This window comes from Aurantibrevibacter litoralis (genome assembly GCF_034651555.1).
Classification (GTDB): Bacteria; Bacteroidota; Bacteroidia; order Flavobacteriales; family Flavobacteriaceae; genus Aurantibrevibacter; species Aurantibrevibacter litoralis.
This window is the reverse complement of sequence record NZ_JAYEEQ010000009.1, coordinates 41,657-62,478: the sequence shown is the minus strand read 5'-3', so window position 1 is coordinate 62,478 and position 20,822 is coordinate 41,657. Positions and strand designations below refer to the sequence as shown.

General features: G+C 39.9%; 18 protein-coding genes and 1 tRNA gene. 9 read left to right on the top strand and 10 right to left on the bottom strand.

Features of this window, described 5'->3' with window-relative positions; translation table 11 throughout:
* The first annotated feature begins 67 nt into the window (after positions 1-67).
* A complete protein-coding gene (ribB, locus tag U1E44_RS09360; protein ID WP_322930812.1) occupies positions 68-1,210 on the top strand; it encodes a 3,4-dihydroxy-2-butanone-4-phosphate synthase in 1,143 nt (380 codons plus the stop codon).
* 236 nt (positions 1,211-1,446) lie between these two features.
* Here ribB and U1E44_RS09355 read toward each other — a convergent pair whose 3' ends face one another.
* The 4 genes from U1E44_RS09355 to U1E44_RS09340 form a co-directional block, all read right to left on the bottom strand.
* On the bottom strand, positions 1,447-1,980 hold the full coding sequence (locus U1E44_RS09355; protein ID WP_322930811.1) for a DUF3124 domain-containing protein: 534 nt from the start codon (positions 1,978-1,980) through the stop codon (positions 1,447-1,449).
* A 62-nt stretch (positions 1,981-2,042) separates the two neighbouring features.
* Positions 2,043-3,233 carry a DegT/DnrJ/EryC1/StrS family aminotransferase gene (locus tag U1E44_RS09350; RefSeq protein WP_322930810.1) on the bottom strand — a complete coding sequence of 397 codons (1,191 nt, stop codon included), beginning with the start codon at positions 3,231-3,233 and terminating at the stop codon, positions 2,043-2,045.
* 63 nt (positions 3,234-3,296) lie between these two features.
* Complete coding sequence (locus U1E44_RS09345; RefSeq protein ID WP_322930809.1) at positions 3,297-3,932, bottom strand: NAD(P)H-dependent oxidoreductase; 636 nt, start codon at positions 3,930-3,932, stop codon at positions 3,297-3,299.
* A gap of 9 nt (positions 3,933-3,941) precedes the next feature.
* Positions 3,942-4,700 (bottom strand): sulfite exporter TauE/SafE family protein, encoded by a 759-nt coding sequence (locus U1E44_RS09340; RefSeq protein WP_322930808.1) that lies wholly within the window; start codon positions 4,698-4,700, stop codon positions 3,942-3,944.
* A 126-nt stretch (positions 4,701-4,826) separates the two neighbouring features.
* Here U1E44_RS09340 and U1E44_RS09335 point away from each other — a divergent pair.
* Positions 4,827-4,911: transfer RNA gene (locus U1E44_RS09335), tRNA-Ser, on the top strand.
* Between the two features lie 259 nt (positions 4,912-5,170).
* Here U1E44_RS09335 and U1E44_RS09330 read toward each other — a convergent pair.
* From U1E44_RS09330 to U1E44_RS09320, 3 genes are all read right to left on the bottom strand, one after another.
* Positions 5,171-6,430 (bottom strand): aminotransferase class I/II-fold pyridoxal phosphate-dependent enzyme, encoded by a 1,260-nt coding sequence (locus U1E44_RS09330; RefSeq protein ID WP_322930807.1) that lies wholly within the window; start codon positions 6,428-6,430, stop codon positions 5,171-5,173.
* Between the two features lie 128 nt (positions 6,431-6,558).
* Positions 6,559-7,599 (bottom strand): PLP-dependent cysteine synthase family protein, encoded by a 1,041-nt coding sequence (locus tag U1E44_RS09325; RefSeq protein ID WP_322930806.1) that lies wholly within the window; start codon positions 7,597-7,599, stop codon positions 6,559-6,561.
* Between the two features lie 81 nt (positions 7,600-7,680).
* The gene (locus tag U1E44_RS09320; protein ID WP_416242052.1) at positions 7,681-9,819 is read right to left on the bottom strand and encodes a S9 family peptidase; all 2,139 of its coding nucleotides are present in this window, start codon (positions 9,817-9,819) and stop codon (positions 7,681-7,683) included.
* Between the two features lie 59 nt (positions 9,820-9,878).
* Between U1E44_RS09320 and U1E44_RS09315 the strand changes: the two genes are divergently transcribed.
* Entirely contained in the window at positions 9,879-10,205 is a 327-nt protein-coding gene (locus U1E44_RS09315) for a YbaB/EbfC family nucleoid-associated protein (RefSeq protein ID WP_322930804.1), read from the top strand.
* Between the two features lie 64 nt (positions 10,206-10,269).
* Here U1E44_RS09315 and U1E44_RS09310 read toward each other — a convergent pair whose 3' ends face one another.
* Positions 10,270-11,436: an IS4 family transposase gene (locus U1E44_RS09310; protein WP_322930803.1), complete on the bottom strand. Its 1,167-nt coding sequence runs from the start codon at positions 11,434-11,436 to the stop codon at positions 10,270-10,272.
* A 176-nt stretch (positions 11,437-11,612) separates the two neighbouring features.
* Between U1E44_RS09310 and U1E44_RS09305 the strand changes: the two genes are divergently transcribed.
* On the top strand, positions 11,613-11,912 hold the full coding sequence (locus U1E44_RS09305) for a YegP family protein (RefSeq protein WP_322930802.1): 300 nt from the start codon (positions 11,613-11,615) through the stop codon (positions 11,910-11,912).
* A 21-nt stretch (positions 11,913-11,933) separates the two neighbouring features.
* Here U1E44_RS09305 and U1E44_RS09300 read toward each other — a convergent pair whose 3' ends face one another.
* Both U1E44_RS09300 and U1E44_RS09295 read right to left on the bottom strand, forming a co-directional pair.
* Positions 11,934-12,956 carry a threonine aldolase family protein gene (locus U1E44_RS09300; RefSeq protein ID WP_322930801.1) on the bottom strand — a complete coding sequence of 341 codons (1,023 nt, stop codon included), beginning with the start codon at positions 12,954-12,956 and terminating at the stop codon, positions 11,934-11,936.
* A gap of 9 nt (positions 12,957-12,965) precedes the next feature.
* Positions 12,966-15,365 (bottom strand): zinc-dependent metalloprotease, encoded by a 2,400-nt coding sequence (locus tag U1E44_RS09295; RefSeq protein WP_322930800.1) that lies wholly within the window; start codon positions 15,363-15,365, stop codon positions 12,966-12,968.
* A gap of 281 nt (positions 15,366-15,646) precedes the next feature.
* Here U1E44_RS09295 and U1E44_RS09290 point away from each other — a divergent pair, with 281 nt between their 5' ends.
* The 5 genes from U1E44_RS09290 to U1E44_RS09270 all read left to right on the top strand — a co-directional run bounded on the left by U1E44_RS09290 (position 15,647) and on the right by U1E44_RS09270 (position 20,819).
* Positions 15,647-17,113, top strand: coding sequence for a circularly permuted type 2 ATP-grasp protein (locus U1E44_RS09290; protein ID WP_322930799.1), 1,467 nt, complete (start codon positions 15,647-15,649; stop codon positions 17,111-17,113).
* A gap of 9 nt (positions 17,114-17,122) precedes the next feature.
* A complete protein-coding gene (locus U1E44_RS09285; protein WP_322930798.1) occupies positions 17,123-18,070 on the top strand; it encodes an alpha-E domain-containing protein in 948 nt (315 codons plus the stop codon).
* Positions 18,071-18,204: 134 nt separating this feature from the next.
* Positions 18,205-19,056, top strand: coding sequence for a transglutaminase-like domain-containing protein (locus tag U1E44_RS09280; protein WP_322930797.1), 852 nt, complete (start codon positions 18,205-18,207; stop codon positions 19,054-19,056).
* A 61-nt stretch (positions 19,057-19,117) separates the two neighbouring features.
* Positions 19,118-20,216, top strand: a protein-coding gene (gene prfB, locus U1E44_RS09275; protein WP_323673871.1) for a peptide chain release factor 2 whose coding sequence is annotated in 2 segments (ribosomal slippage) — positions 19,118-19,180 and positions 19,182-20,216 — 1,098 coding nt in all. Because the reading frame shifts where the segments join, the coding sequence is not laid out codon by codon here.
* A gap of 144 nt (positions 20,217-20,360) precedes the next feature.
* On the top strand, positions 20,361-20,819 hold the full coding sequence (locus U1E44_RS09270) for a hypothetical protein (RefSeq protein WP_322930795.1): 459 nt from the start codon (positions 20,361-20,363) through the stop codon (positions 20,817-20,819).
* The last annotated feature ends 3 nt before the right edge of the window (positions 20,820-20,822 follow it).

Sequence of the window (20,822 nt, the reverse complement as noted above, 5' to 3'; positions counted from 1 at the left end):
GGGCTGCTTTCCAGAAAGCATCTATTGGAATGTGGAACGCACTATTTATAAATAAAAAACTAACGTAGTGACTAAAAGTAACGAAAATAATATAGCCTTACATACCATTGAAGAGGCTATTGAAGATATTCGCAATGGAAAAGTAATTATTGTGGTTGATGACGAAAACCGGGAGAACGAAGGCGATTTTATTGCTGCCGCAGAAAAGGTGAGTCCGGAAATGATCAATTTTATGGCACAACACGGTCGTGGTTTAATTTGTGCCCCTTTAACCGAAGAACGATGCGAGGCACTTGGACTTACCATGATGGTTCAAAACAATACGGTTTTGCATCAGACCCAATTCACGGTTTCTGTAGATCTCATAGGTCACGGATGTACCACCGGAATTTCAGTGCAGGACAGAGCCAAAACGATTAAGGCTTTGGTTTCTGACGATACCAAACCGCATGACTTAGGGAGACCGGGGCATATATTCCCCCTAAAGGCAAAAACGGGTGGGGTGCTAAGACGTACCGGACATACGGAGGCTGCTATAGATTTTGCCCGCTTAGCAGGATTAGAACCCGCCGGAATATTGGTTGAAATCCTTAATGAAGACGGTACAATGGCACGACTCCCGGAACTCATTGAGGTTAGCCGAAAATTTAATCTTAAAATCGTTTCTATTGAAGATTTAGTTGCGTACCGTATGCATCATGAAAGTCTTATAGAAAAGAAAGAAGATTTTGATATAGAAACCCGATTTGGGAAATTTCGATTGCGTGCCTACAAGCAAACCACTAATAATCAGGTGCATATTTCCTTGACCAAAGGCAGCTGGATATTGGATGAACCAGTTTTGACACGGATAAATTCTACCTTAGTAAATAACGATATTTTAGGCACCCTAACCAATAATCCGGACAAGAAATTAGAGGATATGTTTCGTGCCATTAACAAGGAAGGGAAAGGCGCTTTTGTTTTTATCAATCAACAAACAGAATCTATAAATTTGTTGAGACGCTTAGAGGAGTTAAAAAATCTGCAGCAACAAGGAATTTTAAAAGCACCTAAAATAGATATGGATGCCAAGGATTTTGGGGTGGGAGCCCAAATATTGCACGATATAAATATTTCTAAGATTCGATTACTAACCAATTCCTCACAGGCAAAAAGAGTGGGTCTTGTAGGCTATGGTCTAGAAATTGTAGATTACGTAACGTATTGATGGCAAAGCAATCTACCTAAGCGGAGGTCTCTTTGTTATTCCATTTTCTTGATTTAAATATCCCACTACGCGTACATGCGTACCATTCTAGTTGGTAGCATCGGTATGGGAGGTAGTACAGACTCGGGTTGAAATGTAATGTAAAGGATTCTTATCAACTAAAGAATTCCCCAGAGCAATCCTAGGGATTTTAGCAACCACTTCTCCTTTGCCTTGCGGCTGTTCTTAGACATCGTTTACTGTATTCTCTGACCCTGAGTGGTAAATGACAAGCCTTGTTGACCCGATGTGGAAATCATTACGGCTTCAAATAGGGGTTCGGGGGCATTTGTTTTTATTCCCCAATCAAAAACAAAATTAGCTCCTGTACCCCCTTGCTTATCTAACTCATCAATTACAATAGCCACTGTTTCCATAGGTTCCAAAAAAATTGGTTCATCAAAATAAATGCGTATTAGTAAGCCTTGGGTATTGTAATATCGGGCATTGACCACGTACAACGAATCTTTTAAACTTGTATTGCGCATGCTAATGGTTGCCGTTAGATCTTGGGTACGATGTTCTGTAGCACTATAAATTTGCGAATACACGGACAAATAAGTTGTGCCTAGGCTTAAAGAATCGGAATGCGGAAGGGCTTTGGCTCGTTGTTTCCAATTTACAGCATTCACAGAACTAAGTTCACTTCTTTGGTCACAGGAAAAAGAACATAGACCTATAACAAAACTGAGAATACCTATTTTTATAATTTTGATCTTTAGAGTAACCATGATGTCTTAAAATAAGGGTTGTATATCTATTTATGCGATGCTCAGCTTACCTTTTAAAGTGCCTATAAATTGTTTAAAATGGTTACCATTTTATCGGCACGCCCCTGTAATTCCTCTTTGGACCACCCTAGCTTAATTAAACAGGAGAGGTTTCGACCCACCCAATAATCGGACTGCGAAAAATCTGATAAGACATAGTTCGGTAATCCTTGCTGTATCTGTTGGGATACTGGGGCGATCGATTTCAGTTCCTTTAAATGCTGCCATTGTTTGTGGTAATGCCAATTATTGTCATACCAATAGAAACAGGAATCGATTCCCCCTTTCTGAAGATGCATTTCCGCTTTTTTTGCCAATTCTCGTGTTGGTAGATAAAAACTAAGGAAGGAATAGTTTTCTACACCGCCATGAGGCACCCTTCTAAATGTAATTCCAGAAACGGTTTGTAAGGCATTTTTAAGGATGGTATAGTTTTGTTTTTGTATTTCTAAAAATGAATCTAATCTACGAATTTGAGCCAATCCTACAGCGGCATGTAATTCGGATAGTCGGAAATTGAAACCCAAAAAAGGGTGCTCTTCTGCTCCCCTATTAGTTCCAACATGATCATGACCATGATCTGAAAATTGATCCGCATTTTTGTAAAATTCGGTATTATGGGTGATGAGTGCACCGCCTTCACCACAGGTAATTGTTTTTACATAATCGAAAGAAAAGCACCCCAAATCGCCATAACTACCCAAAGGCTTGCTTTCATAACTTCCACCGATGGCCTGACAGGCATCCTCCACTAAAAAAATACCATGCTTTTTACACAAACGATTTAAAGGTCTAAGATCTGCCATAGAACCACACATGTGTACCGGCATGATTACTTTTGTTTTTGGGGTGATAGCCCTTTCTACCGCCACAGGGTCTAGGGTAAGGGTATCATCTACATCTACCAAAACAGGGACAGCACCAACTGCCAAGACAGCTTCAAAACTGGCAACAAAAGTAAAAGTAGGCAAGATAACCTCGTCTCCGGCTCCAACGTTTGCCACTGTTAAGGCTACGGTGAGGGCCGCTGTACCACTGCTAAGCACCAATGCATGGGTTGCCTGCATACGTTGTGCTATTTCAGTCTCTAGCTGCTTGGCTTTCCATTGTCCGTTCCGTGCGGCATCAAACCCGTAGCGCATAAGTACGCCGGTATTTAATACCTCTTGTACTTCGTTTTTTTCCCTATCTCCAAAAAGTTCAAATCCCGGCATAACTCAATTTTAAACGTATAGTTTTTAAAAAATAACAATACAACATCAAACTAAAAAATAGAATCAATACATTTCAATAACACTTTCTGTTACTTTTTTCCGTACTTTTTTTAAATCTGAAAAGAGATCATCTTCTGCCCTATACCCTATAGGCATCACCAATACGGGGTGTAGCTCTTTGGTATCTAAATGCAGCACTGTGGCATATTTTTCCGGTATAAAACCTTCCATAGGGCAGGCATCTATTCTCTCTTGGGCACAAATGGTTAACAAATTACCCATAGCCAAATAGGCCTGTTGTGTAGCCCATTGGGCTATATCGTCTTTTGTTTTCTTAGCAAAATCAGCAATTAAAGCCGTTCGGTAAGGCTCTAAAATACGTTCTTCGGTACTCCTAATTTTTGCAACGCGATCAAAATACGCATTGATGTAGGCGGTACTTATGTTTTTTTGAATGCAAAATACCAACACATGTGAGGCCTGCACTACTTGATCTTGATTATACGTAAACGGAAGTAGCCGTTGTTGAAACTCTTTGTTTTGTACAATTACCAACGTAATTGGTTGCAAACCATAAGAAGTAGCCGTTAGATTAAAAGCTTGTTTTAAAATTTCTATTTTTTTAGGAGACACCGTCTTAAACGCATCAAATTTTTTAACGGCATAGCGCCATTCCAAATTTTTTATACTTTTACTCATGTTTTCGTTTTAATTGAAGAACCAAAGTTTTACAGACATGGCCGCAATGACCACAATCATTAAAATTTTGACAATACCATCTCCCTTATTTACAGACCACCGACTTGTAATCCATCCGCCTAAAGCCTGACCCGAGGCCAAAGTTAACCCTATTTCCCAATTTAGTTTTCCACTGAGACCAAAAAAAATAACAGCTACCACCGTATAGGCGAGCATAACAACTGCCTTAATGACGTTTGATTTCATTAAACTAATTCTGTTTATAGAAGAGAGTGCCAGTAGCATGAAGATGCCTGTGCCCGCCTGTATGAAGCCCCCATAGATACCTATAAAAAAGAAAGCTACAAATCCCCAAACATTAAACTTTCCTGTAAGCCTTTCCGTAAATGTCGCTACGGGTGTTTTGGGTTGAAAAATCATTAAAAGTACCATTAGCAACATTACCACGGCCAATATTCGGTTGAAAAGTTTATCGTCTATTTCTAAGGCCAGTTTAGATCCTATGACGGTTCCGACTGCAGCGGCAAGGGATAAAAACCAAATAAATTTAGAACTTACCTCTATACCTTTGCTTTTGTAACCGGCTACATTGGCGATTCCCTGTACCAAAACTGCGATTCGGTTGGTGCCATTAGCTACACTTGGAGGTAAGCCAAGAAAAATTAAAATGGGTAAACTCAACAAGGATCCACCGCCGGCAAGGGTATTTAGAAAACCTACTAAAAAACCAACAGCAGCCAAAGCCACATAATAATACCATGCTTCCATGGCACAAAAATAGCGGATTAAGGAAATAAATGACAGGCAGAAGATAAATAATGTCTAAAACCTTTTAAAGAATGAAAAGGGTTATTATATTTGCACCCGCCAAAGGGTACCCTTTGGACTTATTTTGGAGGAATGGCAGAGTGGTCGATTGCGGCAGTCTTGAAAACTGTTGAGGGTCACACCTCCGGGGGTTCGAATCCCTCTTCCTCCGCATTTAAAAACCATATTAATCTAAATATCAGATTGATATGGTTTTTTGCTTAAAAGAATATATACCTCCCTTTTTAGTGGAATTTGTTAGACCCGCCATGCGTGTCAGGAATCCTTATTTGCGTTATTAAATCTAAGCATACAAAGGGTTTACTTGTGGTGAATTACAACAAAACGGGAGAATCTGGAATAGCATCCGTCCTTAAAATAAAAAAATCCCAACGTTGCGGTTGGGATTTAATTTTAACTACGAATTTATGTTATTCGCCCATGGCAGCCGCAACCGCCGCAGAAAGTCTTTTGTATGTTCCGTTCTCTAAACGATCGCGAATTGCAGAAAAGGCGTCTAACGTAATGGTAATATCTTCTATGGTATGAGTTGCGGTCGGTATCATTCTAAGGAGAATAAGTCCTTTAGGAATAACGGGGTACACCACAATAGAACAAAAAATACCAAAGTTTTCTCGTAAATCTTTTACCAATGCCATGGCTTCCGGGATGCTTCCATTAAGGTACACCGGGGTAACACAGGTATTAGTATTTCCTATGTTAAATCCTTTGCTTTTTAAACCATTTTGCAATGCGTTTACGTTCTCCCATAGTTTGGCTTTTAACTCTGGCATGGAACGCAACATATCTAACCGTTTTAGCGCACCCTTTACAAAAATCATAGGGAGCGATTTGGCAAACATTTGAGAACGCAAATTGTATTTTAAATAATTGATAACTTCCTTGTCGGCTGCTAAAAAAGCACCAATACCCGCCATGGATTTCGCAAAAGTGGCAAAATACACATCAATACCATCTTGTACACCTTGCTCCTCCCCTGCTCCTGCGCCTGTTTTTCCTAAGGTTCCAAAACCATGAGCATCATCTACCAAAAGACGAAACTGAAACTTTTCTTTTAAGGCTACTATCTCTCTAAGTTTTCCTTGCTCGCCACGCATTCCAAAAACACCTTCGGTAATTACTAAAATTCCACCACCGGTTTGTTCCGCCATTTTAGTTGCCCGATCGAGATTTTTTTCTAAACTCTCCACATCGTTGTGCTTAAAGGTAAAGCGTTTGCCCATGTGAAGTCTAACCCCATCTATAATACAGGCATGAGAATCTACATCGTATACGATAATATCGTCTTTGGCAACTAAGGCATCAATAGCCGACATAATACCCTGATAGCCAAAATTTAAAAGGTAAGCGGCCTCTTTATTTACAAAAGCGGCCAATTCATTTTCTAATTGCTCATGAAAATCGGTATGGCCACTCATCATCCGCGCGCCCATAGGGTAAGCGGCACCGTGTTCCATGGCTGCTTCGCCATCCACTTTTTTAATTTCAGGCAGGCTGGCAAGTCCAAGATAATCGTTTATGCTCCAGGTAATGACATCTTTACCTTGGAATTTCATTCTATTAGAAATAGGACCTTCTAGTTTGGGAAAAACAAAATAACCTTCTGCTTGTGAAGCCCATTTGCCTAAAGGACCTTTATTTTCAATAATTCTATCAAATAAGTCTCTCATGTAACCAGGATTGATTTTAAAGCAAAAATATGCATTTTTGAATTGTATTGCGCATATTTATTTAGAGAAGAAACTAATGGTTGTTGGTTCTTGCTTTTATTTTATTCTTATAGGTACGTATCACCTACCTACTTTATAAATTGAACTTGCTGCTTCTCTTCCACATTTTTCACATCGAAAAAGCCTTGATTGTTCATCCACTGATCGCTATAAATTTTACTCATATACCGCGATCCGTGATCGGGAAGTATTACAACGACATTACTATTCTTATGAAACTCACCTTCGGCACTTAATTGCTTTACTGCTTGAATGACGGCACCACTGGTATAACCCGCAAAAATACCTTCGGTTCTACATAATTCACGGGCACTATGGGCACTATCTTCATCAGATACTTTAATAAATTCATCAATAACATCAAAATCTGTGGTACCCGGAATGAGGTTTTTTCCTAAGCCTTCAATGCGATAAGGATATATTTCATTGGAATCAAATTCGCCGGTTTCATGATATTTTTTTAACACCGAACCGAAGGCATCTACACCAATGATTCGGATATTTGGATTTTGTTCCTTTAAAAACTTGCCGGTTCCGGATATGGTACCACCTGTGCCACTACAAGTTACCAAATGGGTAATATGACCATTGGTTTGCTCCCAAATTTCAGGACCTGTAGTTTTGTAGTGCGCCTCACTATTTAGCGCATTAAAATATTGGTTGATGTATACTGAACCCTTTGTTTCTTCGTGCAACCTTTTCGCTACCTGATAATATGATCTTGGATCATCTGCGCTAACATGGGCAGGACAAACATACACTTTGGCACCCATGGTGCGGAGCATGTCTATCTTATCTTGTGAAGACTTAGAACTTACTGCTAAAATACAGTCGTATCCCTTTATGATACTCACCATTGCAATGCTAAATCCGGTATTTCCGGAAGTGGTTTCAATAATGGTATTGCCTTTGGTTAAAATGCCTTTTTGTTCCGCATCTTCAATAATGTATGCCGCAATCCTGTCTTTTGAGGAATGACCGGGATTACAAGATTCCATTTTTGCGAAAAAATTACCTGAAAGGGCTGCTGTTATATTATTAAGTCGTACTAGTGGGGTATTTCCTATAAGTTCAAGGATATTATTGTAAGCGTTTATCGTATGTTCCATATAGGCTTTTCTAGTTTATGGAGGGCTTTTTATTAGGATAAAAAACAAAAAACCCGCAACAAAATTAAGCTTTTTTTTTAATTAATCGACTTTGCCCTCCAAATCTAGTAAAAAAGTGTACTCCTTCGCCACTTCTTTAAGCGATTCAAAACGTCCTGATGCGCCTCCATGTCCGGCATCCATATTAACATGAAGCAATATCATAGTGTCTCCTGTTTTCAGTGCTCTTAACTTGGCCACCCATTTGGCGGGTTCAAAGTATTGCACTTGAGAATCGTGCAATCCTGTAGTAACCAAAGTGTTTGGATACTTCAAGGCCGCCACATTGTCATAGGGTGAATACGATTTCATATACTCATAGTATATTTTATCATTTGGATTGCCCCATTCATCATATTCTCCGGTAGTTAAGGGTATAGACTCGTCGAGCATTGTGGTTACCACATCTACAAAAGGAACAGCCGCAATAACGCCATTGTAAAGTTCAGGAGCCATGTTCATAACAGCACCCATGAGTAAACCTCCAGCCGAGCCCCCCATGGCATACAAGTGATTGGGGGAGGTGTATTTTTGATTAATTAGAAATTGGGAGCAATCTATAAAATCGGTAAAGCTATTTTTCTTTTTTAATAATTTCCCTTCCTCGTACCACTTTCGCCCTAAATATTCTCCACCTCGTACATGCGCAATAACATAAATAAACCCCCTATCTAACAAACTTAGGCGAACGGTAGAAAAAGAAGGGTCTACGGTATATCCATAGGAGCCGTAGGCGTATTGCAATAACGGGCTAGTACCGTCTCGTTTAGTGTCTCTATGGTATACTAAAGACATAGGTATCTTTACTCCATCGCGCGCTGTAGCCCAAATGCGTTCGGATACGTAATTTTCTTTTTTAAATGTACCTCCCAAGACTTCTTGCTCCTTCTTTATCTCTTTCTCCCGGGTACGCATGTTAAAGTCGATTACAGAACTTGGCGTTGTAAGGGAATTATACCCATATCGCAATATCTCCGTATCAAAATCAGGATTGGTTCCCACATAGGCGTTGTACGTTTCATTATTAAAAGGAAGGTAATAGGTTTCTTTTCTATCCCAACGCGCAATTTTTAGTTTGGACAGCCCATTTTCCCTTTCAGAAAGCACATAATGATCTTTAAAAATGTCGATATCTTCCAACAAAACATCTTCCCGATGCGGTATAAACTCCTTCCAATGTATAGCTTCGGTCTGGTTTTCCGTGGCTTGCATCAACTTAAAATTCGTAGCTCCGTCCTTATTCGTCAAAATATAAAATTCCTTTTTATAGTGCGAAATGGAATACTCCAGACCTCTTTCTCTTGGAGAAAAAATTTTGAAGGTAAAGGATGGATCGTCTGTGCGCGCTAAACGATACTCCGAAGTTAGTGTACTTGTTGATCCTATGATAAGGTATTTCTCCGACTTTGAACGGTAAATAAAGGTATCGAAAGTTTCGTCTTCTTCATGATACACCAATTGATCCTCTTCAGTAGGTGTACCCAAGATATGTTTGTATATTTTATCTGAACGCAAGGTAACCGGATCCTTTCTTGTGTAGAAGAGTGTCTTGTGGTCATCTGCCCATACAGAACCTCCCGTGGTATCATCTATCTTATCCGGATATAGTTCTCCGGTTTGTAAATTCTTGATTTGAATATAATACTGTCGCCTACCAACGGTATCTACACCAAAAGCGGCCAGTTCGTTATCTCGGCTAATGTTTAGCCCTCCTAAATTGAAATACTCCTGATCCTTGGCCAAAGCGTTACAATTGAACATAATTTCTTCGGGGGCATCCACTTTTTCCTTATGTCTGGCGTAAATGGGATATTCTCCACCCAATTCATACCGAGTAGCATACCAATATCCATTGTGTTTGTATGGTACAGAGGCATCGTCCTCTTTTATTCGGGATTTCATTTCTTCAAAAAGGGCTGCCTGAAAATCTTTTGTATGGCTTGTTTTCGCTTCAAAATATGCATTTTCCTCATTGAGATAGGCAATTACCTCAGGGTCTTCTCGATCCTTAAGCCAAAAATAATGATCAATTCTAAGGTCGTTATGCGTTCTTAATTCCTTCGGGATTTTTTTGGCCTTGGGTGCGCTCATCTGCAAATCGCTATTTTTAGGGTTTGTGCAAGAAAGTGCGAAAATAAGACTAAATAAAAAAACAGTTGCAATTTTGCATATCGTATACATAATTACTTCGTTAGTATTCGGCAAATTAGTATTTTTAAACAAGAAAAAAAAAGAAACATATGTTAGGCGATTTAATGGGAATGATGGGTAAAATAAAAGAGACCCAAGCAAAAATTCAGAAAACAAAAGATAGCTTAGACCATGTCTGTATTGAGGAACAAGATGCCAACGGTCTTCTTAAGGTAAGGCTTACCGCAAATAGTGTTATAACGCAAATTCATATTGCCGATAGCCTGCTTACAGATAAAGTGGCCTTAGAAGCATCCTTGAACCTAGTATTGAACAAGGCACTAGCCAAGGCAAGAAAACGTAATGAGGCAGAACTTGGTGCCATAGCAAAGGAAGGTATGCCCCAAATTCCGGGTTTGGACACTTTTTTCAAATAGAATCGCAATTTAAGTACATCTTCTTTGGTTTATTAATTTTAGATTAGTACTGATGCGTTAAAATTTAATCGCTAAATAAATTCATCTGTTCATTGACATTTTGATTTGATTTCGGCTCGGTGAGCAACTCCTGCAAAGGAGTCTTGTCTATGGCGGAGATACCTAATATTTGGATTATCTCATAAATGGACAGCTCGCTTTTTAAGGAATGTTTTACGTGTGCCACTACCAAATAAGTGCAGATCGCTACCCAGATATGGATGTTGACGGCATTTTCCGAGTGCCCCCAAAGTTTCTTTATGGCCAGGTTCTGCTTGATCCATTTGAAGAAGGTCTCTGTCTGCCATCTGTTGCGGTACAGTTTGGCGACCTCGAGAGCGGACACTTCCATGTTGTTGGTCAGGAAAAGGAGATCGACATCGCTTTCCTGGTCATGGTATTCCACGAGCCTAAGGGGTCCGGGGTAGAGCTTTTTCGACCTATGCCCGTTAAGGGCCACGGTCCTGTCCGTTCTCAGACCTGATGCCGGATCGATGTTGTAGTTCTGTTCCACAACGCTGTAGTCCATGTTGGACTTCGCCCTTGAGACGAAAAAGGCCCCGGCCGTATCCATTCGGTAAAGCGCCTCGAAGTCGACGTAGGCCTTGTCCATGAGATAGACCGCACCGGGTACGGGCACTAATAGGTCGAGAACGTTGCTATCGTGGTACTTTCCATCGCTCACCAGTATAAAGGACGGGATGTTCCCCCTCAGATCCAACAGCGCATGGACCTTAACGGCTCCCCTTGAATATTTCCCGGGCGCCCATCGGAACAGCGCAAGGCTAAGGAAAATCGTGGTGGAATCCAATGCGAAGACCTCGTTGTCCAGTTTGACATTGGGGACCTGACTATGGGCATACATTGGCCGGACCAGGTCCACAAGGTACTGTCCGAATTCCGCGAATATCCTCCAGTCCCGTCGCTCGTTGGCACGCGACAGCGACGATTGGTTGACATGTCCACTAAAGCCGAGGTGGTAGAGTTTGTTCCTGTGGGCCCTGAGGCAGGTCGCGATGTCCCTTAGGGAATTCCTGGAAGTCAGCTGTCCGAAGAACAACTGGATGAACTGGTTCCAACAGTTGAAATCCCGGGCCCTGTAATCTCCGTTGTGCCTTTTTACACATTTCTCGAACTCGTACCTGCTTATATACTCAAGGAGTTGGGCAAAAACATATTTTCCAGAATTCATGACGGTCAGTTTAACAAACCGCCAAGATATCGGCCAAATCAAATCAAAAAATCAAAGAACGCTTTTAATTTCCCGTGTATAAAGGGATTGAACAAAATTTTAAAAAGTTAACGCATCACTAGTAATTTTAGATCATAGTATAATACGGTACTTAGAAGAACTCTTAAAGGTGTTTTATGGTTGTACTACGTAAGGAAGGACATGGTAATTACGGTTTTAGTATAAGGACTAAAACGGGCGGCATCTTATTTTCTAGCACCACGTACCGCTCCGAAGAAGAAGTGAATGAACTCATTGAAAAATTGAATACTTCTTTTGAGGATAGTTTTTATGTAGATCGACACACAGATCATCATGGCCAATTTTTTTTCACACTTAAAAATAATCTCGGGCACATTGTGGGTCATGGTAATTTATACGATTCTGAGCCTGGTTTAGAAAATGGAATTAAAAATTTTAAATCAGCTCTCGGTTAGTATATTGCCATAGGGTTTAGGTTACAGTTGCTTTAGAATGGCAAGAAGGGTTTTGTGCTTATCGTCTGTGTAATCTAAATGCGTTACCATGCGCCATTTCCCTTGTCCCATTCCAATGATTTGAATCTGGTGTTCCTTTAATTTCTGAAGAAACAAGGCTTCCGTAAATACCTTTTCATCAATTTCGAAAATAATGATATTTGTTTCTATAGGTTCAACCTTTTTTACATAGTGAAGTGTTTGGAGTGTGGCACCAATTTCTGCGGCTCGTTCATGGTCTTCGATTAAGCGATCTACGTGATGCTCCAGTGCATAGATTCCTGCAGCGGCCAAATATCCTGCTTGCCGCATACCTCCGCCCAATACCTTACGTACTCGTAGAGCGTTTTTCATCATCTCGGAATTTCCTAAAAGAACAGAACCTACAGGACAGCCTAACCCCTTGCTGAGGCATACACTTATGGTATCGAATAGTGCTCCGAAGGTTTTGGGCGATTCTCGTGTGGCAACCAAGGCATTCCACAAGCGGGCGCCATCTAAATGAAATGACAATCCGTTGGTTGCGCAAACCTTTTTAATTCGCGTTAACTCTGCCACATCCCAGCACGCACCACCACCCTTGTTCGTTGTATTTTCGATGCAAACTAAAGAGGTTAAAGGACTGTGATAAAAATCAGGTGGATTAATTGCGGCTTGCACCTGTTCGGCCGTCATCATACCGCGATGCCCAACAACCAATTTGCACGATACTCCACTATTAAAGCTAACGCCTCCACCTTCATAATTGTACACATGTGCATACGTATCACAAATGAGTTGTTCGCCGGGTTGGGTATGTAACTTTATAGCAGTTTGGTTGGCCATGGTGCCACTTGGAAAAAATAGGGCTGCATCCATCCCGAAAAATGCCGCCAATTTGGTTTCTAATGCATTTACCGACGGATCATTCTTAAAGACATCATCTCCCACTTCTGCCCTCATCATTGCGCGAAGCATATCTTTGGTAGGCTTGGTTACCGTATCGCTAATCAGATTTATTTCCATCGCCCTAAATTAATCGAAACAATCCATTCCAATAGGCGAACCGTCTGGAATTATGGGTGCGGGAACCACCTTGAACAGTTCCGGGTGATTGTAAAAATTATCTATTCTGCGAATCATCTCTTGTGCTATGCCCGTTTTCCGAGCGAATAGCAGGCTTTTTGAATTTTTTAATTTTTCATTGGCAATGGCATTCACTTGCGGATGTACCTTATCCGAAGCTACCAAATTCATGATATGAAACAAGACCCGAAAATTAATGTTTTGCTGTACTTCGCTGTGGTAAGGATTCTTATGATTTTTTTCAATCGTATGTTGAAGGAGCTCATCTAAAACCTCGTCCAAGCCAAGTTGTTTGGTATCTAGACTTTTTTGTTGTACCAGTCGGGAGGCCCGCTCCGGATGCAATAGTAGGGCAAGTGTCATGTCTGCCGCCGTCTCTGGAGCAGAAAGGGCATCAAAAGCAACCCCGGTCTTTCCTTTAAAAGACTCTCTACTGCGATCATAGCCGATTGCTCTGGGCGGAAAGAGAAAAAGTTTATCTTCCGGAATAGCTAAAGTTTCGGCATCTAGTGTTTTCAAGATGGTTTGTAAGGCGTTTACTTGGGTTGTTTTCGCAATTCCTGTAACCGTCATTTGGCCATCACCTTTAACAGCATAATTATAATCTAGCCCTCCAATAACTTTGGCAACAGCTTCAGTTTGGTATCTGTGAAAAAAATATAAAGGAACAAAAACATCCTCTAAAACGGAATATGGTTCATTTTGGCGAATATTATCCATCGAAAAATTGCGAATGGCCACGGTACGTAATTGAAGCATTTCGTCTAAGTTAGATATGGCATCTGCACCGTTGTCCCATAAATGAGCCAAAGCGTGCGCACCACCTTGCGGGCGTGCATCCCGATCGGAAATGTACCGTAGCCCTGCCTCTTGTGCCTCCACTAACAACTTATTTAGAGCTTCTCTTTCGTTCCTGTCTTTTTTAAATTCGGAATAGGAATATGCTACCGTTACTTTGTCCCATGCCCCTATGCCTGTGCTATATGCTTTAGAAAAATCGATGTGGCCGTTTTTTAGGGTAACCATAGGATGTGGATAATCCATTACCGAAGCCCTATTATTGGTACTGGCCGCGAAATTATGTGAGAATCCTAGAGTATGCCCAATTTCATGAGCAGAAAGTTGGCGAATTCGGGCTAAAGCAAGCTCTAGCATGGGGCTGTAATTGTCATCATTTTTGGCAAAGGGTTTATTCATTAACGCCTGTGCAATAAGAAAATCTTGACGAATACGAAGACTTCCGAGACTCACGTGACCTTTCAAAATTTCTCCTGTACGCGGATCGGTGATGCTGCTTCCATAGCTCCAACCTCTAGTAGAACGGTGTACCCACTGAATTACATTGTAGCGCACATCTAAAGGATCTGCATCGTCCGGAAGTATTTTTATCTGAAAGGCGTCTTTGTAACCGATGGCTTCGAAGGCCTCATTCCACCATTTTCCACCCTCTATTAATGCAGAACGCACAGGCTCCGGAGTTCCGTTATCTAAATAATACACTATAGGCGCTACCGCTTCACTCAATGCAGCTTCCGGATCTTTCTTTTTTAGACGATGTCTTGTAATAAATCGTTTTAGAATAGGTTCTTGCACCGGGGTGGCATAATCATAGTACGAAAAAGGATAAGAACCGCTTCTGGGGTCAAAAACACGCTGCTCAAAATTGCTATCGGGTAAAGCTATAAATGAATGATGCTGCGCTACGGTAACTAAATTGGGATTTGGTGTCACCGATTTAATATGCGCTCCTTTGGCCTCTCCACTAAAGGTAAGGGTTACATCGAACTCAATGTTTTTAGGGAACGCTTTTGTTCGGTCTAATGCTAGGGCACTTTTGTATTTATCTAAACTATAACTTCCCTGATCGTTATCTTTTAATCGTTTGGCGACACCATGAACATCTTGCATCAAAAAATCGGTAAGGTCTATAATGTAGGTGCCGTTTTTCTCTTCCTCTATAGGAAAGCCAAAAAGAACTGACTTGGCAAAGGCTTGTGTTACCGATTTTTTCTCCAAGGCATTTTCGGTATGTGCTCTGTACATTAAATTGGGCTGTACCAAAAGCAATTTAGTACCTGCCTTTTGAAAATAGACCACTTGCTCATTGCCCAATTGACCCCGATCCAGACCAATATCATTACTGCCAATACCACTGCTTAAGGAATAGACATAAAGCAGCTCCTCGCCTAAACGAGGTACTTCTAAATAAATCTTGTCTTTTTTTTCGTCATAATAAAAGGTGTAGAGGCCTTGAAATTTTTGAAAACCTGAACTCTTTTCAAAAAATTGGGAATATCCTTTTCCTAAACAAAACAAAAGAAAAAAGAGGTAGGTAACGGTATGTTTCATTGTGAGTGGTTTTTGAATTTTAAAGGTATAAAAAATTTCTCCATATATTTTTGGCACCAAAATAAGGGAAATGATAAAAATACAGGCTTATAATTAGCTAGGCTACAAAACAAGACCCAGATTGCTGTGTAAATTTTCTTTTGTTGCCTAAAAATGCGTACCTTAAGAATCATTAGTTGAACAAGTGTTTCAACTTCAATGCGTTTTTGGGCAGTTATGAAGCAGGTCTACTTTATGAAGCGCTAAAAACAAATGCGATTTCACTCTTATTATAAAACGTTATGAATACGAATTCCGAAAAATCAATTTTTTCTTCCTACCAAAAAAACGAATCTCTTTTTGATGAGGTTTTTGATCCTAATGGTGCTTCTAAAGAAGTGTATCAAACACTTTTTGATCTTTATGGGGATCATTCTATAAAGGACTATGTGCAATTGAACAACAAAGCAAAAGCCTCCTTTTTTAATCAGGGCATAACCTTTCAGGTATATGGGGAACAAGAAACAAAAGAAAAAATATTTCCTTTTGATCTTTTCCCTAGGATCATTGCGCCGAACGAATGGGAAATTATTGAAACCGGAGCCATTCAACGAAGTCGGGCACTAAATCTTTTTCTGTGGGATATTTATCACGACAAAAAAATCATTAAAGACAAGATCGTCCCTATGGATTTAATAGGTTCTTCGGTCAATTATCTGGATCAAATGATTGGCTTAGATCCGCCAGGCGGTATATATAATCATATTTCCGGTACTGATATTATTAAACATGCGGATGGTCGTTACTATGTTTTAGAGGACAACATTCGTTGTCCTTCCGGTGTAAGCTATGTCATTTGCAACCGTACCGCTTTAAAAAGAGCCCTCTTTGGTGTTTTTAATCATTACCATACCCATACGGTAACTAATTATGCCGAAAATTTATTAGACATTTTAGAAAGTGTAAAACCACATGGCGTAGATGTGCCTACCTGCGTCGTTATTACCCCCGGTATTTATAACTCGGCCTATTACGAACATTCTTATTTGGCCAAGGCGATGGGCGTAGAATTGGTGGAAGGCCGGGATTTATTTGTAGAAAATGATTTTGTGTATATGAAAACCATCCGCGGACCGGAGAAAGTTGATGTCATTTACAGGCGAATTGATGATCCGTTTCTAGATCCTTTAGAATTTAGACCCGACTCTGCCTGTGGTGTTCCCGGACTTTTTGCCGCGTACAAAAAAGGGAACGTATGTTTGGCCAATGCCCCAGGTACCGGTGTTGCAGATGATAAGGCGGTGTACACGTATATGCCAGAAATTATAAAATATTATTTAGATGAAAAACCTATTCTCAACAATGTGCACACCTATCATTGCAGTAGGCCCGACGAACTTAAATATGTATTGGAACATATTGCCGAATTGGTCATAAAACCGGTAGACGAATCTGGTGGTTACGGCATTTCTATAGGAAACAAACTAAGCACCTCTGAAATTGAAGTCGTAAAAAAACAAATCATACAACAACCACGAAAATATATAGCGCAGCCTATAATGTCTCTTTCCGTGCATCCGACGTACATAGACGAGACCGAATCTTTTGAGCAACGTCATGTAGACCTCAGGATGTTTACCCTACTGGGAAAAGACAAGGATTTTGTCTTAAAAGGCGGTTTAACGCGTGTTGCGTTACAACGAGGTAATTTAGTAGTAAATTCATCACAAGGAGGCGGATCCAAAGACACCTGGGTTTTAAAAAAATAAATCGATCTTATGTTAGCACGAGTAGCAAATAATCTTTTTTGGATGGGACGGTATATAGAACGTACGGAACACATAGCCCGTTATTTAAACGTAAATTATTTTTCGTCCTTAGATGCCCCTAACCAAGTATCGCAGTCCCGGCAATTTGTTTTAAGGTCAATGCTTTTTATGATTGGGGAACCTGAGCATGATGATTCGCAGGTTCTAAATGAGGAAAAAGTCCTGTATGATATCGGTTTAAACCCGCAAATGCCCTATTCAATAATCAGCAATGTAAAATACGTTCGAGAAAATGCCAATAGTGCTCGCGATGTCATCTCTACAGAATTGTACGAATCCATAAACAAATTTTACCATTTTGTATTAAACTACGATATAGAAACATTTACCAAAAGGGGGTTGTATGATTTTACGGTAAATGTTACCGAAATGACCGCTATATTAAGAGGTAAAATTAGAGGAACCCTCTTACATGATGAGGTATATGCCATAATAATGATGGGATTGAACATTGAGCGTGCCACTCAAATTATTCGTATCATCAATGCGAAATATAACGATGCGTTAAAAGCAAGAGGTAGTTACGGAGACCAAATTGCCAATAGTTTTGAATGGATCACCCTGCTTAAATGCGCCGAATCGTATGATATGATGCGTCGCTTTTACAAAAAAACACCCAATAGTATTTCAACCCTAGAATTTTTAGTTCTAAATCCTGATTGTCCCAGATCGGTAATGAATAGTTTAAATCAGGTGCACAAGCATATCAGGGTTTTAGATCAACACAAAAACCCCTCTAAAAATTCGACCTCTTTTTTAGTAAGCAAGGTAAAGGCCGAATGTGAACATAAATATGCGGAAGAAATAGAAGAAAATGTGCAAGGCTTTATCGAAAATATATTGTCTAATTTAATGCTCATTGGTAATAAAATGGAAAAAGAATTTTTTAATTACTAATCCTTACTTTTACCCTTTCCTGCTTTAATTCGTTATGCCGGTTAATTCTAAACTATTTCACCCAATTTTCATAGGGCACACTAGCGCTATACCCTTATCCAAAAATGTTTAAACTTGTACCAAAAATAACATCGATGCCTCTAGAATATACGGTAACTTACACTACTACAAACCATTACCAAGATGGGGTACATAAGGCTGATTGGCAGTTTCTGATCTTACCGGAGAACAATGCCGATCAGGAGCTTATTTCGTCGTATTATGAGAATTCCTTAGGAGCTGACCATCAGTTTTCTGTAAATGGGTATGGATTTCAAACATTGCGAATAAGATGTGTACATAAGTTTACTGAATTTGCGCTAAAGGCAACATTCAAAGTTTTAAAAAACGATATAAATCCGTTTGATTTCAATACTTTCAACAGTCCTGAAAAAGAATATGCCATACGCAATAGTTTAGATTTTAAAATCGATTTTGAACCCTTTTTGAAGCGTACCAAGTTTACAACCCTTCCACCCGAAAACGAAACGATATTTCTTTTTGATGATACCCAATCGATCTTTACCAATTTACAAAAATTAAATACTTGGGTTTCAGAGTTTATCCATTTTAAAGCGGGAGTAACCCATGTAGATACCGAATTACATGAACTCTTTTTAAAAAGGCAGGGCGTTTGTCAAGATTACGCTCATTTATTCTCGGCTATTTCCAGACAAAATGGCATTCCTGTACGGTATGTATCGGGATACCTACATCAAGGGCTGGGTTATTTCGGGGATTCTCAAATGCATGCTTGGGTAGAAGCGTATGTGCCTCTTGTAGGGTGGATAGGTTTCGACCCTACCAATCGTATTTTAGCGTCATCCGATCATTTAAAAATAGCACATGGTAAAGATTATAATGATTGTGCTCCGTTAAAAGGTGTTATCTATGGAATAGGTAAAAACGAAACGAAACATTCCGTTCAGGTTATAGCACAACAATAATTGAGATTTAAACCTATCAATCCACAGAAAATAACCTTATTTTTGACAAAATTTAGAAGCTATGATAACTACAGATCTTACCAAAGATCTTCTTGAGCGCCTTGGTGCGTTAAGGAGGTATCTTTGACTTGGACAACAAGTGTATAGAAATAGAGAACGAGGAAGAAAAAACGCTCGCCCCGGATTTTTGGGATTATCCTGAGAAAGCACAAGCTCACATTAAAACCATTCAATCCAAAAAAAAATGGGTAGATGATTTCAACGCCGCTAAAGAACAAGTAGGCGATGTGGAGGTGTTATTGGAGTTTCTGAAAGACGGCGCGATTGGGGAAGAAGAAGTAGAAAATGCCTACACCAAGGCGCTTGCTTCCATTGAGGATTTAGAGTTTCGGAACATGCTTTCCGAGGAAGGCGACGATTTGCCAGCTATTATACAAATAACGGCCGGTGCAGGGGGTACCGAAAGTTGTGATTGGGCTGCCATGCTTATGAGAATGTATCTGATGTGGAGTGAAAAAAATGGATTTAAAGTTAAAGAAATAAATTATCAGGAAGGCGATGTCGCCGGCGTAAAAACAGTTACGTTAGAAATTGACGGTGCCTATGCTTTCGGTTGGTTAAAAGGAGAAAATGGCGTGCATCGATTGGTGCGTATTTCCCCATTCGATAGCAATGCCAAACGGCATACCTCTTTTGCTTCTGTATATGTGTACCCTCTGGTAGATGACACTATAGATATCGCCATTAGTGCTTCCGATATTTCTTGGGCCTTTGCGCGTTCTGGAGGTGCAGGTGGGCAGAATGTAAATAAAGTAGAGACCAAAGCTATTTTAACCCATCACCCTACGGGTATTGTAATTCATAATTCCGAAACCCGATCCCAACTGGAAAACCGAGAAAACGCCATGAAACTTTTAAAATCGCAACTTTATGAAATAGAACTGCGAAAAAAAATGGCGGCAAGAGAAGACATAGAGGCCGCTAAAATGAAAATAGAATGGGGCTCGCAAATACGGAATTATGTCATGCATCCTTATAAACTAATTAAAGACGTGCGCACCGGTGCCGAAACCGGTAATGTGGAGGCTGTTATGAACGGAGATCTCGATTTGTTTTTAAAAGCATTTCTTATGGCTACCGGTCAGAGAGAAAGGTTGTAATATGTGCTAAAACATTAATATGCCCTATTTTAAGCGAAATGGGCTAGGACATTTGAATGGCAAACCATAATCTATTTAACATACATTTAACCAATAACGGTTAAACCTTATTTTCGATTTTTAATCTTAATACCGTAAAACATCATGAAAACACAAAACAAGTTTTTTTTAACCTTGGCAATAGCCTTACTCACTTTACCCCTTTTACAAGCCCAATATGGATATGGAAATGGAAATTATGGCAGAAGACAAAGTGCCGTGCCACGAACCCCAGAGCCAGAGAAAAAAGTAGAGCCAAAAACGGCAGAACAAATTGTAGATGGCGAAATGCCTTTCTTATCGGAAGAACTGGAGCTTAACGAATTTGAAAATGCTGTTCTAAGAAGCACACTTGTTAAATATGTACAAGAAGGTATAGAATTACAATTACTGAAATTGAGTCCTGAAAAGACAAGAGAAGGTATTGAAAGCATCACTAAAAGGCAAAATGAGGAATTAAAGGCCAGTTTGCCTGCTGAGAAATTTGAAAAGTTAGAAGAATTACAAAAAAACGGTTTCAAAAAAACCAAAAAGAAAAAGCAAAAGAAGAAAACAAAATCGTAACGC